The sequence below is a fragment of the Isoptericola sp. S6320L genome, assembly GCF_023015685.1.
GTDB lineage: Bacteria > Actinomycetota > Actinomycetes > Actinomycetales > Cellulomonadaceae > Isoptericola > Isoptericola halotolerans_A.
The window spans coordinates 54,053-69,931 of sequence record NZ_JALKAT010000007.1 but is presented as its reverse complement, the minus strand read 5'-3'; the positions used below and the strand labels follow the sequence as shown (position 1 = coordinate 69,931).

Sequence of the window (15,879 nt, the reverse complement as noted above, 5' to 3'; positions counted from 1 at the left end):
TCAGCGGCTCTGGTTCGTGGTCCTGCCGAGCGTCGAGCGGCGCTGCGCCGCCGCGGGTGAGGTGGTACCGGCGGGCACGACCGTGCGGTCGACCACGTCGCGCACGATCTCGGCGGCGGTGACTCCGGCCAGCCGTGACTCCGTGGACAGGATGAGCCGGTGCGCCAGCACCGGTACGGCGAGCGACTGGACGTCGTCGGGCAGCACGTGCTGCCGGCCCGCCATCGCCGCGTGGGCCTTGGCGACGCGGAGGAGCTGGAGGGACGCCCGTGGCGAGGCGCCGAGCCGCAGCCCCGCGTGGCCGCGGGTGCCGACGGCGAGGTCGATGACGTACTGCTTGACCGCGGGCGAGGCGTGGACGGCGCGCGCCCAGGCCGCGTAGCGGGTCATGGCCTCGGCGGTCGTGACCGGCTCGAGGTGCGCGAACGGGTCGGTGGACTGCTGCGAGTCGAGCATCCGCAGCTCGGCGTCGTTGTCGGGGTACCCGATGGCGAGCCGGGCCATGAACCGGTCGCGCTGAGCCTCCGGCAGAGGGTAGGTGCCCTCCATCTCGACGGGGTTCTGCGTGGCCAGGACGAGGAACGGCCGCGGCAGGGTGTAGGTGGTGCCGTCGACGGTGGTCTGACCCTCCTCCATGCACTCGAGGAGGGCCGACTGCGTCTTGGGCGAGGCGCGGTTGATCTCGTCGCCGATGACGACGTTGTTGAACACCGGGCCGGGGCGGAACTCGAACTCGCCGCTGGACGACCGGTAGATGTTGACGCCGGTGAGGTCGCTCGGCAGGAGGTCGGGGGTGAACTGCACCCGGCCGACCCGGCAGTCGATGGTCCGGGCGAGGGCCTTGGCCAGGGTGGTCTTGCCGACCCCGGGGACGTCCTCGACGAGCAGATGGCCCTCGGCGAGCAGGACGGCGACGGTCAGCCGGGCGAGGTCCGGACGGTTCGGCACCACGGACTCGACGGCCGCACGCACCCGCCCGGTGGCGGCGACCAGCTCCCCGAGCCCCGCGCGCAGCGCCTCGGGGCCGGCATCGGTGTGCGGCGCCGTGACGTGGCCGTCGCTGACGGAGCTGGTGGCGCGGTCGGTCTGCACAGGGTGGCCTCCGGTCGTCCGTCATGGTGCTGCGAGCAGCCTAGTCCGTCCGTGACCTGCACGTGACGTCGATCACGCAGGACGCTGCTCGGCCCTCCACCTCGCTCCACCGCCACCCCGTGCTCATGACCTGCGGTGATGCCAGCAGAACGGCCGGCACGGGGAGTTCTACCCGTGTCGTCCCGCGCCGGGTGGAGGAAAGTGGAGTAGCGTGGAGGAAGCGGGAGCCCGAGGGGAGGTGCGGACCGTGGCAGCAGCACTGGGGGACCAGTTCCCGGGTACGGGGCTGCTCCTCGGCACGTACACCCCTCGGCTCGACGAGAAGGGCCGGCTCATCCTCCCCGCGAAGTTCCGCGCCCGGCTCGCCGCAGGGCTCGTCATGACGCGTGGCCAGGAGCGATGCCTGTTCCTGCTGCCGATGGACGAGTTCTCCCGCATGTACGAGCAGGTCCGGCAGGCGCCGGTCACCAGCCGGCAGGCACGCGACTACCTGCGCGTGTTCCTGTCGGGGGCGAGCGACGAGGTGCCGGACAAGCAGGGCCGCGTGGTGATCCCCGCGGCGCTGCGCGAGTACGCAGGTCTCGACCGGGACGTCGCCGTGATCGGCGCCGGCACCCGCGTCGAGGTGTGGGACGCCCGGGCCTGGGAGACCTACCTGGCGGAACAGGAGTCCTCGTACTCCGACGTGGCCGAGGAGATCTTCCCCGACCTGCAGTTCTGAACGGCACGCACAACAGCACAGTCACCGACCGGCCCGCACGACGAGGCCTCCTCCCGCGAGGGTCTGGCGCACTTCCCCGGCGCCAGAACGACGCGGAGGGAGACCTGGTCGGGCGGGCCGGACCCAGCACGACGGACGAAGGACCACGCAAGGACCCGGAGAGGAGGCAGCATGAGCACGCACGACGACGACGGCGCGCGGCCCGCGCAGGACCGCCACGTGCCCGTGCTGCTGCAGCGCTGCGTGGACCTGCTCGCGCCGGCGCTCTCCGCGCCGGGCAGCGTGCTCGTGGACTGCACCCTTGGGATGGGCGGGCACACCGAGGCCGTCCTCGAGCAGCTCCCGGGGGTGCGGGTGCTGGGCATCGACCGCGACCCCCAGGCCCTGGAGCTCGCGTCCGCCCGCCTGGCGCGGTTCGGCGACCGGTTCACCCCCGTGCACGCGGTCTACGACGAGGTCGCCGACGTCGCGGCCGAGCACGCCGGCACCCCCGACGGGCTCGTGCAGGGCGTGCTCATGGATCTCGGGGTGTCGTCGCTCCAGCTCGACGAGGCGGACCGTGGCTTCGCCTATGCCCAGGACGCGCCCCTGGACATGCGGATGGACCAGTCGCGCGGGATGACGGCGGCGGACGTGCTCAACAGCTACGACGAACGAGACCTCGCGCGGATCCTGCGGGTGTACGGCGAGGAGCGGTTCGCCCCCCGCGTCGCCCGTGCGCTGGTCCGCCGGCGCGAGGAGCATCCGTGGGAGCGGACGGCGGAGCTCGCGGACACCGTGCGTGCCGCCATCCCGGCCGCCGCGCGCAAGACGGGGGGCAACCCGTCCAAGCGCACGTTCCAGGCGCTGCGCATCGAGGTGAACGGCGAGCTCGAGGTGCTCGAGCGGGCGGTGCCGGCCGCGATCGAGTCGCTGGCCGTCGACGGCCGGATCGTCGTGGAGTCGTACCACTCGCTCGAGGACCGGATCGTCAAGCGCGCGATCGCCGCCGGCATCACGTCCAGCGCGCCTCCTGGGCTCCCGGTGGAGCCCGAGACGCACCGGCCCTACCTCGAGGCCCTCACGCGAGGCGCCGAGGCAGCTGACCCGGCCGAGCTCGAGCGCAACCCGCGGTCGGCGTCGGTCCGCTTGCGGGCCGCGCGCAGGCTGCGCCCCACGCCTGACCACCTGATCAGCAGTCCCCCCCGGAAGGAGCCGCGATGAGCGCTCTGCGAGCACCCGCCACGTTCCCCGAGCGTCGCGGCGAGCCGACGCCCCGGCGCGCGCCGCTCACCGCCGTGGAGGGCGGTGCTGGTCGCCGTCTCGACGCCGTCCGGGCGCCGCTGCAGGCGACGTCGGGCCTGCCGTTCATGGTGCTGTGCGCCCTCGTGCTCGTCGGTGCGCTGTTCTCCGCCCTGCTGCTCAACACCTCGATGGCTCGGGGCTCCTACGAGATGTCGCGCCTGCAGCGGGAGGTCGGTCTGGTCGCCCAGGACGTCCAGGAGGTCCAGGCGGAGCTGCGAGCGGCCGAGTCGTCGTTGCCGCAGCAGGCGACGCGGCTGGGGATGGTCCCGGCGGAGGACATGACGATGCTCTCCGTGGTCGAGGGAACGATCGTCGCGGGGTCCGCGGAGGAGCCGTGAGCGCGACACGCCCGGCGCGGTCCCGCGGCTCCGGGCCCGTCCGGACGCAAGATCGAGGTGTGACGAGACGACCCACCGGTGGGGGCAGGACCGCCCGGCGTCCGGCCTCCACCGGGCGGCCCACCACACGGACCCCGACCCGGCGGCGCGAGGCCGGTGACCCCGCCCGTCGGCAGCGGTGGCTCATCGTCCTGGCGGCGATCGTCCTCACCGTCTTCGTCGGCCGGCTCGTGCAGGTCCAGGTGGTGCAGGGTGCCGCGCTGGCCTCGGACGCCCAGCAGGACCGGCTCGCCACCCAGGTGACCCCGGCGCACCGCGGGGACATCCTCGACCGCAACGGCACGGTCCTGGCCACGTCGGTCGACCGCTACACGATCATCGCGGACCAGGACGCGATCCAGAACTTCCGGGGCAACTCCCGGCACGACGCCGAGGGGGAGCCGGTCCAGGACGGCGCCCTGGGCATCGCCCAGCTCCTGGGGCCGGTGCTGGGCGAGTCGAAGGAGACGCTCGCGGCCAAGCTCAACGGCGAGGACCGGTACGTCAAGCTCAAGGAGGGCGTGGTGCCCGAGGTGCAGCGTGCCGTCACCGAGCTGGACCTGCGGGCGTACATCCCCACCGAGCTGAGCTCCAAGCGGACCTACCCCTCGGGAGCCGTCGCTGGGCCGATCCTGGGCTACGTGAACTCCGCGATGGACGGCCAGGGTGGTGTCGAAGCGGCGTACGACGACGTGCTCGCGGGCACGGACGGCACGCGCACGTACGAGCGGGGCCGCGACGGGGTGCCGATCCCCGGCTCGGAGATCGAGTCGGTGGCGGCGGTGCCCGGTCAGGACGTCTGCCTGACGATCGACGCGGACGTGCAGTGGAAGGCGGAGGAGCTGCTCGACGACGCCGTCCGTGACACCGGTGCGTCGTACGCCATGGCCATCGTCCACGACGTGCGCACGGGTGAGGTCGTCGCCATGGCGGACTCGGGGGACGTGGACCCGAACGACCGCTCGACCTCGGCCGTCGCGGACGGGTCGCGTGCCGTGAACGTGGTCTTCGAGCCGGGTTCGACCGGCAAGGTGATCGCGATGGCCGCCGCGCTCGAGGGCGGTTACTGGAAACCCACGGACCAGTTCGAGGTGCCGGACACGTTCACCGTGGACGGCGAGACCTTCCGTGACTCCCACCCGCACCCGGTCGAGCGGTGGACGCTCGCCGGCATCCTGGCGCAGTCCTCCAACACCGGCACGGTGATGATGGGTCAGGAGATCCCCTGGGCCGTGCGGTACGACTACCTGCGCAAGTTCGGCCTGGGTGAGCGCACCGCGCTCGGTCTACCCGGAGAGAGCGCCGGGCTGCTGCCGGACGAGAACATCGACGAGATCGAGAACCGGACCCCGTACACCGTCCTCTTCGGCCAGGGCGTGGCGGTCAGCGCGATGCAGGCCACCCAGGTCTTCTCGACCATCGCCAACGGCGGGGTCCATCTGCCGGCCAGGCTCCTGGCCGGTACGCAGACGACCGACGGCGTGCGGACCGACGCGGAACCCGGCGAGGGTGAGCAGGTGGTCTCCGAGGAGACGGCGGACGACGTGCTGACGATGATGGAGGCCGCCACGAGCGAGGACGGGACGGGATCCGCCGCCCAGGTGCCCGGGTACCGGGTGGCCGGCAAGACGGGCACCGCCCAGATGTTCGAGGGTGGCGGCACCACCTACGTGGCGTCGTACATCGGCGTCGCGCCCGCGGATGACCCGCGCTACACGGTGTCGGTCTTCCTCAAGAGCCCGCGGTCGTCGATCTTCGGCGGTGTGGTCGCCGCGCCGGTCTTCTCCGACCTCATGGGCTACACGCTGCGCAAGGAGGGTGTCCCGCCCTCGGACGAGCCCGTCGACCAGTTCCCGCTGACCTGGTGACCTGCGCACAGCAGGTAGGTTCTACCCCGTGACATCCCCGACCGATCGCATCCGTCCCGCGGATCCCGTCCCGCGTCGGCTGGCCGACGTCGCCACGGCCTTCGGCCTGACCGTCGCGTCCGGCGGGCCGTCGTCCGAGGCCCTCGTCTCGGCCGTCGCCAGCGACAACCGGGCGGTGGTCCCCGGGGACCTGTTCGTCGCCCTGCCGGGCGCTCGCAGCCACGGCGCGACGTACGCGGCGGACGCCGTGCGACGGGGCGCCCCCGCGGTGCTCACCGACACCGCCGGGGCCCGCATGCTGGCCGGCCTCGGCGTCCCCGTGCTGGTCGCGGACGACGTGCGCGGCGTGCTGGGGCCCGTCGCGGCCTGGGTGCACGGCGAGCCGGCCCAGCACCTGACGACGTTCGGCGTGACGGGGACCAACGGCAAGACCACCACGACGTACCAGGTGGACCACCTGCTGCGCGCCCTGGGACACCGTGGCGGGCTCGTCGGCACCGTGGAGACCCGCGCCGGTGACCAGGTCCTGCCGAGCCGGCTCACGACCCCGGAGGCCGCGGACCTGCAGGCGCTCCTGGCCCGGATGCGGGAGATCGGCGTCGACGCCCTGACGATGGAGGTCTCGTCGCACGCCGTGACGATGCGCCGGGTCGACGGCATCGTCTTCGACGTGGCCGGCTTCACCAACCTCAGCCAGGACCACCTGGACTTCCACGGCGACCTGCCCACCTACTTCGCGGCCAAGGCGGAGCTGTTCACCCCGGCGCGGTCGCGGCGGGGTGTCGTCGTGGTGGACGACGCCTGGGGCGAGCGGATGGCGGCCTCGGCGGGTGTCCCCGTGGAGACGGTCCGCACCCTTCCGGCGCCGCACGACGCCCTGACGGCGGACTGGACCGTCTCCGACGTCGCCCCGCACGGGACGGGGTCGGCGTTCACGCTGCGGCACACCGACGGCCGCGAGCTGCGGACCTCCACCGCGCTGCCGGGCGGGTTCAACGTGGCGAACGCGGCGCTCGCCGTCGTCATGGTCCTGGCGTCCGGGGCTGCTCCGGAGCACGTCAGCGCCGCCCTGGACGCGGCGGACGGGCTGTCCGCCCGCGTGCCCGGCCGCATGGAGGTGGTCGGCGCCGGCGGTGACGGGCACCCGCGGGTGGTCGTCGACTTCGCGCACAACACCGATGCGCTCGAGCTCGCCCTGGCGGCGCTGCGGCCGACGACGGCGGGTCGCCTCGTCGTGGTCTTCGGGGCCACGGGGGACCGTGACCCGGGCAAGCGGCCCGCGATGGGTGCCGCGGCCGTGGCGGGCGCCGACGTCGTCGTGCTGACGGACGACGACCCGCACGACGAGGACGCCGCGAAGATCCGCGCCGAGGTGCTCGCCGGGGCCGAGGCCGCCCGCGCGAGCGCTCGCGCGGCCGGGCGTGACGTCGTCGTGCAGGAGGTCGGGGACCGGGCCGAGGCCGTCCGGCGTGCCGTGCTCGAGGCCGGCCCGACCGACACCGTGCTGGTCGCCGGACGCGGCCACGAGACCATCCAGGAGGTCCGGGGCGTCGACGTCGCCCTGGACGACCGTGTCGAGGCCCGCAGCGCCCTGCGTGCCCGTGCAGAGAGGACCCCTTCCGCATGATCGAGCTCACTGCCGCCGAGGTGGCCGAGGCGACGTCCGGCACGCTGCGGGCCGAGGCCGGCGCGGCCGTGACCGGCCCCGTGGTCGTCGACTCGCGTCTGGTCGAGGCGGGGGCGCTCTTCGTGGCGGTCCCGGGGGAGCACGTCGACGGGCACGACTTCGCCGCCGCTGCCGTCGCTGCAGGCGCCGCGCTGGTCCTGGCCACCCGCCCGGTCGACGGCGTCCCGTGCGTCGTCGTGGCGGACGTCCAGGTCGCGCTCGGCGCGCTCGCCCGCGTGGTCCTGGAGCGGCTCCGGGCGGCCGGCGAGGTCCGGGTGGTGGCCGTGACCGGCTCGGTCGGCAAGACCACCACCAAGGACCTGCTCGGCCAGCTCCTCGGGCCGGACGTCGGGCCGGAGGCGATCGTGGTGCCGGCCGGGTCCTTCAACAACGAGATCGGCCTTCCCCTCACCGTGCTGCGGGCCACGACGGCCACGCGGGTGCTCGTCCTGGAGATGGGCGCCGACGCCCCGGGCAACATCGCCGACCTGACGCGGGTGGCCCCGCCGGACGTCGGCATCGTCCTCGCGGTGGGCACCGCGCACCTCGGCCGGTTCGGTGACGTCGAGACGATCGCCCGCACCAAGGGGGAGATGGTCGAGGGTGTGCGCCACGGCGGGACGGTGGTGCTCAACGTCGACGACTCGCGGGTCGCCGCGATGTCGAACCGGGCCGCGCCCGGCACCGACGTCGTCACGTTCGGCACCATCCCGGCGGCAGACGTCCGCGCCCGCGAGGTGGTCGTCGACGGCGGCCGGGCCCGGTTCGCCCTCACCACCGCCGACGGCACCGCCCCGGTCGAGCTGCGGCTGGTCGGAGCCCACCACGTGACCAACGCGCTGGCCGCCGCCGCGACGGCCCTGCAGCTCGGCGTGCCGCTGGACGTCGTCGCGGAGCGGCTCTCGTCGGCCACGCCGTTGAGCCCGCACCGCATGGCCGTGACCGAGCGGTCCGACGGGGTGACGATCGTCGACGACTCCTACAACGCGAACCCCGACTCGATGCGCGCGGCGTTGCGTACGCTGGCGGTCATGGCGGGACGCACCCGCCGGTCGGTCGCCGTCGTGGGGGAGATGCGCGAGCTCGGCGACGCCGCGCGCGTCGAGCACGACGCGATCGGTCGGCTCGCGGTCCGGCTCAACGTCAAGCGTCTCGTCGTGGTCGGCGAAGGGGCGTACCACGTCCACGAGGGGGCCCAGCAGGAGGGCTCCTGGGGAGAGGAGTCGGTGTTCGTGCCCGATCTGGAGGCCGCGCGGGAAGTGCTCGCCGCCGAGCTGACCGCGGGTGACGTCGTCCTCGTCAAGGCGTCGCAGGGCTCCGGCCTGTGGCGTCTCGCCGACCAGCTCGTGGAGGCCGACGCGTGATCGCGGTCCTCGCGGCCGCGGGCGTCTCGCTCCTCGTCGCGCTGCTCGGCACGCCCCTGTTCATCAAGTTCCTGGTGCGTCGCAACTACGGCCAGTTCGTCCGCCAGGACGGCCCGACGGCGCACTTCACGAAGCGTGGCACGCCCACCATGGGTGGGGTGGTCATCATCGGTGCCACGCTCCTGGGCGTGGCGGCGTCCATGATCTTCGCCGGTCGGCCGCCGAGCGCGTCCGCGCTCCTGGCGCTGTACCTCATGACCGGGCTGGGGCTGGTGGGGTTCCTCGACGACTTCACCAAGATCCGCAACCAGCGGTCCCTCGGGCTGACGGCGCGGGCCAAGATCGTCGGCCAGGGGTTCGTCGGCATCTCGTTCGCGGTGCTGGCCCTGCAGTTCCCCAACGCGAACTCCCGCACGCCGGCCTCCACGCGGATCTCGTTCCTGCGCGACACCAACCTCGACCTCGCGTTCGCCGGTGCCACCGTGGGCCTGCTCCTGTTCGTCATCTGGGCGAACTTCCTCATCACGGCCTGGTCGAACGCGGTCAACCTCACCGACGGTCTCGACGGGCTGGCCACCGGGTCCTCCCTCATCGTGTTCGGTGCGTACGTGCTGGTCGGCATCTGGCAGCTCAACCAGTCCTGCCAGCGGGCCGCCGCCGCCGGGCCGGGCTGCTACGAGGTGCGCGACCCGCAGGACCTGGCGATCGTCGCGGCGGCGATCATGGGCGCCTGCGTCGGCTTCCTGTGGTGGAACGCGAGCCCGGCGAAGATCTTCATGGGCGACACGGGCTCGCTGGCGCTGGGTGGCGCCCTCGCCGGGCTGTCGATCCTCAGCCGCACGGAGATCCTCGCGGCGATCATCGGTGGACTGTTCGTCATCATCGTGATGAGCGACATCATCCAGATCGGGTCGTTCAAGCTCACCGGCAAGCGGGTCTTCAAGATGGCGCCGCTGCACCACCACTTCGAGCTGTCCGGGTGGGGAGAGGTGACGATCGTCATCCGCTTCTGGCTCATCGCCGGCTTCTTCGCGGCGCTGGGGATGGGCGTCTTCTACGCCGAGTGGGTCGTCAGTTGACGGTGGACGGCGCCCGTGCGGTGGTGGCGGGCCTCGGGGTGACCGGTCGTGCCGTCGTCGACGCCCTGGCGGGACGTGCGGCGTCGGTGGTGACGGTGGACGCCCGGGCGGAGGACGCCGACGTCTCCGGGACGGACGCGGCGGACCCCGTGGTCGCCGCACGGCTGGTCGCGGACGCCGACGTCGTGGTGGTCTCGCCCGGCTGGCCGCCGTCGGCGGCGCTGCTCGCGGCGGCCCGCGCGGCCGACGTCCCGGTGTGGAGCGAGGTCGAGCTCGCCTGGCGGCTGCGGGCCGGTGCGCCGTGGCTCGCGGTGACGGGCACCAACGGCAAGACCACCACGGTACGGATGCTGGCCTCCATCCTCACCGCCGCCGGGCTGCGGACCGCCGCGGTGGGCAACGTGGGCACACCCGTCCTGGCCGCGGCCCAGGACCCGTCCCTGGACGTGCTGGCCGTCGAGCTCTCCAGCTTCCAGCTGCACCACACGGTCTCGATGGCGGTGCAGGCGGGCGCCGTGCTCAACGTGGCGACCGACCACCTCGACTGGCACGGTTCGCTGGACGCGTACGCCGCCGCCAAGGGTCGCATCTACCGCGGGGCGCAGGTCGCGTGCGTCTACAACGTGGCGGACCCGCGGACCGAGCAGCTCGTGCGGGACGCCGACGTCGCGGAGGGCGCCCTCGCGGTGGGGTTCACCCTCGGGGCGCCCGGCCCGGGCCAGCTCGGCGTCGTCGAGGGCGTCCTCGTGGACCGGGCGTTCCACGCGCCGGCCGACGCCCGGGACCGGCTGCGCACCGCCGCCGAGCTCGGCACCCTCGACGACCTGGCGCACCTGGGCCCCGCCGGGGCGCCACCGCACGTCGTCGCCGACGCCCTCGCCGCGGCGGCGCTCGCCCGGGCGCACGGCGTCGCGGCCCACGCCGTGCGCGACGGTCTGCGCGCCTTCCGGCCGGACGCCCACCGGGCCGCCGTCGTGCGGCACGTCGACGGCGTGGCCTACGTGGACGACTCGAAGGCCACGAACGCGCACGCGGCCGCGGCCGCGCTGGCCGCCTGCGCGCCGGGCACCGCCGTGTGGGTCGCCGGCGGGCTCGCCAAGGGCGCGTCCTTCGACGACCTGGTCGCGAGCCGGGCGGACCGGCTGCGGGCGGCCGTGGTCGTCGGGACCGACCCGACGCCGTGGACGGACGCGCTCGCCCGACACGCACCCGAGATCCCCGTCGTCGTCGTCGATCCCGGGGACACTGGCACGGTGATGCGCCGAGCGGTGGGAGCCGCGCGGGAGCTCGCCGGCCCCGGCGACACCGTGCTGCTCGCACCGGCGGGAGCGTCCATGGACCAGTTCTCGTCCTACGCCGAGCGGGGTGACGCCTTCACCACCGCGGTGCAGGACCTGGCGTAGGGAGCACGATGGCGGTCACCCAGGGGGTGCGACGCAGCACGGACCGGCCGTGGCTGGGGCAGTGGAACTCGGCCGCCACGAGCTACTACCTCCTCGTGGGCGCGACAGGGCTGCTGCTCGTCATCGGCCTGGTCATGGTGTTCTCGAGCTCGACCGTGACCTCGATCGCCGCGGGCGACCCACCGTGGGCGGAGGGCCTGGAGCAGGCGCGGTTCGCGCTCATCGGGGTGCCGCTGGCCGTCGTGGCGACCCGCATCCCGGTGCGCTGGTACCGGCGGATGGCCTGGCCGGCGCTCATCACGGCCGTGGCGCTGCAGTCCTTGACCCTGGTGCCGGCGCTGGCCCGTGGCGCGGGCGGGAACGTCGGCTGGATCTACCTCGGTGGCGGCCTGTCGCTGCAGCCCGCCGAGGTCAGCAAGCTGGCCCTGGCGCTGTGGCTGGGTTTCGTGCTCGGGCGCAAGCAGCACCTCCTGGGGTCGTGGGGCCACGCCCTCGTCCCGGCCGTGCCGGGCGCCCTGGTCGTGCTCGGCCTGGTGATGGCGGGCAACGACCTCGGCACCGTGCTGGTCATGGCGGGGCTCGTCGCCGGTGCCCTCTGGGTCGCGGGTGCGCCCACCCGCCTGCTCGGCCTCGGTGCGTTGGCGGCGACCTTCGTCGTCGGGTTCTTCTTCGTGTACGGCAACTCCAACCGCATGGGGCGCATCCTCACCGTGTACAGCGGCTGCACGGACACCCAGGACGAGTGCTACCAGTCGCTGCACGGCCTGTGGGGCCTGGGCACCGGTGGGCTCTTCGGCGTGGGCCTGGGGGCCAGCCGGGAGAAGTGGCGATACCTGCCGGAGGCGCACAACGACTTCATCTACGCCGTCATCGGCGAGGAGCTCGGGCTGCTCGGCACCCTGCTGGTGCTCGCGCTGTTCGCCGTGCTCGGCGTGGCGATGGCCCGGGTGGTCCGCCGGCACCCCGACCCGTTCGTGAAGATCACCACCGCGGCGGTCGCGTGCTGGGTCGTGGGCCAGGCGTTCCTGAACATCGGGGTCGTCGTGGGCGTCTTCCCCGTCATCGGTGTCCCGTTGCCTCTCGTCTCGGCGGGCGGGTCGGCGCTGGTGGCGACGGTGGTCGCGCTCGGCATGGTGATCAGCTTCGCGCGGTCCGAACCCGGGGCGCCCGAGGCGTTCGCCGCGCGGGGCGGGGCCGTGCGGCGATCGCTCACCGTGCTCGGCCGTGGACGTCGCGCGGGCCGGTAGGGTCCGGCGTGTGAACTCCTCCTCCGTACGATCCGTCGTGCTGGCCGGCGGCGGGACCGCCGGCCACGTCAACCCCCTCCTGGCCGTCGCGGACGAGCTGCGCGCGCGCGAGCCCGAGGCGTCGTTCCTCGTGCTGGGCACCGCGACGGGGCTCGAGGCCGACCTGGTCCCGGCGCGCGGCTACGAGCTGCGCGAGATCCCGCGGGTACCGCTGCCGCGTCGTCCCAGCGTCGACCTGCTGCGGCTGCCCGGCCGGCTCGGGTCCGCGGTGAAGGCCGCCGAGGCGGCGATCGACGAGATCGGTGCCCGCGCCGTCGTCGGCTTCGGCGGGTACGTCTCGACACCCGCGTACCTCGCGGCCCGCCGCCGGGGCGTCCCCGTGGTCATCCACGAGCAGAACGCGCGCCCCGGCCTGGCGAACCGGCTCGGTGCCCGCTGGGCCGCTGCCGTGGGGACGACCTTCGCCGAGACCGACCTGCCGGGTGCCACCTGCGTCGGTCTGCCGCTGCGGACCGAGATCGCCGGGCTCGTCGACGAGCGCGAGCGCGACGCCGTCGCCGCGCGACGACGGGCGGCCGAGGCGCTCGGCCTCGACCCGACGCTGCCCACGCTCCTGGTCACGGGCGGCTCGTCCGGGGCGCTGCGCGTCAACGAGGCCGTCGCGGGGGCGGCCGACGCCCTGCTCGGCGCCGGCCTGCAGGTCCTGCACCTCACCGGTCGCGACAAGTCCGGACCCGTGCGGGACACGGTGGGCGAGGCGGTCACCGCCGGCGGGCACGACCCTGCTCGCTACCAGGTGCGCGAGTACCTGTCCGAGATGCACCAGGCGCTCGCGGCCTGCGACCTGGTCGTGGCACGGTCCGGCGCCGGCACCGTCTGCGAGCTGGCGGCCCTGGGCCTGCCGGCCGTCTACGTCCCGCTGCCGATCGGCAACGGCGAGCAGCGGCTCAACGCCTCCGGGGTCGTCGGTGCCGGGGGAGGGCTGCTGGTCGACGACGCGGACCTCGACGCCGCCTGGGTCGCCACCCACGTCCCGGCGCTCGCCGGTGACGGGGAGCGGCTCGCGGCGATGTCGGCGGCCGCCCGCTCCGTCGGCGTGCGGGACGCCGCCGCCCGGATGGCCGACCTGGTGGCTGACGCCGCCGGGGGCGCGCGATGAGCGGCACGCCGGCGGCGGCGAGCGCGCCGGTGCCCGTGGCGGGGCTGGGTACCGTCCACCTGATCGGCGTGGGCGGTGCCGGGGTCTCCGTGGTCGCCCGGCTGCTCGCCGCCCGGGGCCTGGAGGTGCAGGGCTCCGACGCGGTGCGGTCCGCGGCGCTCGACGCCCTGCAGTCTGACGGCGTGCGGGTCTGGGTGGGGCACGACGCGGACCACGTGGTGGACGCGACGGGGGCTCCGCGGGTCGACACCGTCGTGGTGTCCTCCGCGGTGCGACCGGACAACCCGGAGCTGGCTGCCGCACGGGCGGCCGGTGTCCGGGTGCTGCACCGCTCGGAGGCGCTCGCCGCCCTCATGGCCGGGCGGCGCGGGGTGGCCGTGGCCGGGGCGCACGGCAAGACGACGACCTCCGCGATGGTGGCCACCGTGCTGCGCGCCGGTGGTCTGGACCCGTCGTTCGCGATCGGCGGGACGGTGCGGGTCCGCGACGTCACCGGGGATCACGCCGTGCCCGGGGGGCACGCCGGGACCTCGGACCTGGTCGTCGCGGAGGCCGACGAGTCGGACGGCTCGTTCCTCAACTACGCGCCGGCCGTGGCGGTCGTCACGAACGTCGAGGCCGACCACCTCGACCACTACGGCTCGCAGGAGGCGTTCGAGCAGGCGTTCGTCGACTTCGCCGCCCGCATCACCCCGGACGGCTGGCTGGTCGCCTGCGCCGACGACGCGGGCTCGGCCCGGCTCGCGGCCGCGCACCGGCAGGCCGGGGGGCGCGCGGTGACGTACGGCACCTCGGCCGGGGCCGACGTCGTCGTGCGCGACGTCGTGGTCGGGGCGGGGACGGCGCGAGCCACGGTGGGAGGCGGGCCGCTCGGTCCGGGAGGCCACGTGCTGGACCTCGCCGTGCCGGGGGCGCACAACGTCCTCAACGCGACCGCGGCCGTCGTGACGGCCGTGCTCCTCGGCGTGGACCCGGCCGACGCCGTGCGCGGCGCGGCGGGTTTCGTCGGCACCGGGCGCCGGTTCGAGCCCAAGGGGGAGGCGGCCGGCGTCCGGGTCTTCGACAGCTACGACCACCACCCCACAGAGGTGGAGGCCCTGTTGACGGCCGCACGCCCGGCGGCCGGGGAGGGGCGGGTCCTGGTGCTCTTCCAGCCCCACCTGTACTCGCGGACCCGTGCCTTCGCGGACCGTTTCGCGCGAGCGCTGGAGCTGGCGGACGAGGTCGTCGTGACCGGCGTCTACCGTGCGCGGGAGGACGTCGACCCGACGGTCACCGCACGCACGATCGCGGACCTCTCCCGTGGCACCCGGTCGGGCGGGCGGCTCCGCGCGGTCGAGGACCGGCTCGAGGCCGCGGACGCCGTCGCCGACCTCGCGCGCCCGGGTGACCTGGTGATCACGGTCGGAGCGGGCGACGTGACCGAGCTCGCCGGGGTGATCCTGGCCCGGCTCCGCACCGGGCACGGCGTGGCGGGTCCCGGCGACGGGGCCGACGGCGCGACCATGGGGTGATGCGCCCGCCACCTCGTCCTCGCACGCCCCAGCGCCCGTCGTCCGCGTCGGGTGCCGGCTCGGCGCGCAGCGCGGCGAGCCCGGCGCGGCCGGCGGAGCGTCCGGCGAGGCCGGCCGGCCGGGCGGTCGAGCGCTCGGCGAGCAGCGCGGCGAGCGCCGCGAGCCCGAGCAGCGCCGCAACCACGAGCAGTGCCGCGGGCGCCGCCGGCACCGGCTCGCCCGGGCGCGTGTCCTCGGCGATGGCCGACCGGCTGGCGGAGCGCTCGGCCATGCGGCGCCACCGTTCGTGGCGCCTCGTGGTCGCCGTCGTGCTCGTGCTCGCCCTGCTGGGCGGGGCGGGGTGGGTCGCCGGCTGGTCGGAGCTGCTCGCGCTCGAGCGCAGCGAGGTGAGCGTGTCGGGCGCGGGCACCACGGTCGACGCGGACAGGGTCCGCGAGGTGGTCGAGGCCGCGGCCGGGACGCCCTTGCTGCGGATCGACACCGGGGGGATGCGCCGCGAGATCCTCGGGCTCCGCGGTGTCAAGGACGTGAGCGTCCAGCGGTCGTGGCCCCAGGGGATCCAGGTGCTGCTGACCGCCCGGGAGCCGGTCGCGGCGGTGCCCGACGGGGACCGGTACGTCCTGCTCGACGCGGAGGGCGTGCGGGTGGGATCGCGCCAGAAGGCGCCGCGGAAGCTCCCCGTCGTTTCGGTGCCGCTGGACGAGGAGTCGGCGGACAGCCTGCGGGCCGCGCTGGCCGTGGTCGCCGCCCTGCCGGTGGAGCTGGCCCTCGAGGTCGAGCAGGTCAGCGCGCAGACCCAGGACGACGTCGAGACCGTCCTGCGCGACGGCGTGAGCGTGCGCTGGGGCGGGGAGACGAGCCTGCCCCTCAAGGTGGAGGTCGTCCAGACCTTGCGGGAGGTGGCGGCGGACGCGGGCGTGATCGACGTGTCGTCGCCCGAGCTCCCGGTCACCCGGTGAGCCCGAGCGGTCGCGACACGCCGGGCCACGTCCGGCGGGCGCCGCTCCGGGCGACCTACCGTCGTCACAGCAGCAACCTGACATAACTCTCACCTTCAACTACAACCTGAAGGTTGAACGACGGCGGTGGGGTCAGGACCCGGAAC

The 15,879-nt window shown here is 74.5% G+C and carries 13 protein-coding genes; 12 read left to right on the top strand and 1 reads right to left on the bottom strand.

Going from position 1 to position 15,879, the window contains the following annotated elements; genetic code table 11:
* Positions 1-1,092: an AAA family ATPase gene (locus tag MWU57_RS06195; protein WP_374108528.1), complete on the bottom strand. Its 1,092-nt coding sequence runs from the start codon at positions 1,090-1,092 to the stop codon at positions 1-3.
* 286 nt (positions 1,093-1,378) lie between these two features.
* On the opposite strand from MWU57_RS06195, the gene mraZ reads away from it, so the two are divergent.
* The 12 genes from mraZ (at position 1,379) to MWU57_RS06135 (ending at position 15,733) form a co-directional block, all read left to right on the top strand.
* Positions 1,379-1,813 (top strand): division/cell wall cluster transcriptional repressor MraZ, encoded by a 435-nt coding sequence (gene mraZ / locus MWU57_RS06190; RefSeq protein ID WP_106268287.1) that lies wholly within the window; start codon positions 1,379-1,381, stop codon positions 1,811-1,813.
* Positions 1,814-1,984: 171 nt separating this feature from the next.
* Positions 1,985-3,016 (top strand): 16S rRNA (cytosine(1402)-N(4))-methyltransferase RsmH, encoded by a 1,032-nt coding sequence (gene rsmH, locus MWU57_RS06185; RefSeq protein ID WP_246908061.1) that lies wholly within the window; start codon positions 1,985-1,987, stop codon positions 3,014-3,016.
* Positions 3,013-3,435, top strand: a complete 423-nt coding sequence (locus MWU57_RS06180) for a hypothetical protein (protein ID WP_106267981.1) — start codon at positions 3,013-3,015, stop codon at positions 3,433-3,435. Before rsmH ends, MWU57_RS06180 begins: the two co-directional genes overlap by 4 nt.
* Positions 3,436-3,494: 59 nt before the next feature.
* Positions 3,495-5,342, top strand: coding sequence for a penicillin-binding protein 2 (locus MWU57_RS06175; protein ID WP_246908058.1), 1,848 nt, complete (start codon positions 3,495-3,497; stop codon positions 5,340-5,342).
* A 28-nt stretch (positions 5,343-5,370) separates the two neighbouring features.
* Positions 5,371-6,969 carry a UDP-N-acetylmuramoyl-L-alanyl-D-glutamate--2,6-diaminopimelate ligase gene (locus tag MWU57_RS06170; RefSeq protein ID WP_246908056.1) on the top strand — a complete coding sequence of 533 codons (1,599 nt, stop codon included), beginning with the start codon at positions 5,371-5,373 and terminating at the stop codon, positions 6,967-6,969.
* The gene (gene murF, locus MWU57_RS06165; RefSeq protein WP_246908054.1) at positions 6,966-8,372 is read left to right on the top strand and encodes a UDP-N-acetylmuramoyl-tripeptide--D-alanyl-D-alanine ligase; all 1,407 of its coding nucleotides are present in this window, start codon (positions 6,966-6,968) and stop codon (positions 8,370-8,372) included. The genes MWU57_RS06170 and murF overlap by 4 nt, the downstream gene beginning before the upstream one ends.
* A complete protein-coding gene (gene mraY / locus MWU57_RS06160; RefSeq protein WP_106267974.1) occupies positions 8,369-9,451 on the top strand; it encodes a phospho-N-acetylmuramoyl-pentapeptide-transferase in 1,083 nt (360 codons plus the stop codon). Before murF ends, mraY begins: the two co-directional genes overlap by 4 nt.
* A complete protein-coding gene (gene murD / locus MWU57_RS06155; RefSeq protein ID WP_246908050.1) occupies positions 9,436-10,854 on the top strand; it encodes a UDP-N-acetylmuramoyl-L-alanine--D-glutamate ligase in 1,419 nt (472 codons plus the stop codon). The genes mraY and murD overlap by 16 nt, the downstream gene beginning before the upstream one ends.
* A gap of 8 nt (positions 10,855-10,862) precedes the next feature.
* Positions 10,863-12,101, top strand: a complete 1,239-nt coding sequence (locus tag MWU57_RS06150) for an FtsW/RodA/SpoVE family cell cycle protein (RefSeq protein WP_106267970.1) — start codon at positions 10,863-10,865, stop codon at positions 12,099-12,101.
* Between the two features lie 10 nt (positions 12,102-12,111).
* The gene (gene murG / locus MWU57_RS06145) at positions 12,112-13,260 is read left to right on the top strand and encodes an undecaprenyldiphospho-muramoylpentapeptide beta-N-acetylglucosaminyltransferase (protein ID WP_246908047.1); all 1,149 of its coding nucleotides are present in this window, start codon (positions 12,112-12,114) and stop codon (positions 13,258-13,260) included.
* Positions 13,257-14,774, top strand: coding sequence for a UDP-N-acetylmuramate--L-alanine ligase (murC, locus tag MWU57_RS06140; RefSeq protein ID WP_246908045.1), 1,518 nt, complete (start codon positions 13,257-13,259; stop codon positions 14,772-14,774). Before murG ends, murC begins: the two co-directional genes overlap by 4 nt.
* Positions 14,774-15,733, top strand: coding sequence for a cell division protein FtsQ/DivIB (locus MWU57_RS06135; RefSeq protein WP_246908042.1), 960 nt, complete (start codon positions 14,774-14,776; stop codon positions 15,731-15,733). The genes murC and MWU57_RS06135 overlap by 1 nt, the downstream gene beginning before the upstream one ends.
* Positions 15,734-15,879 lie beyond the last annotated feature (146 nt).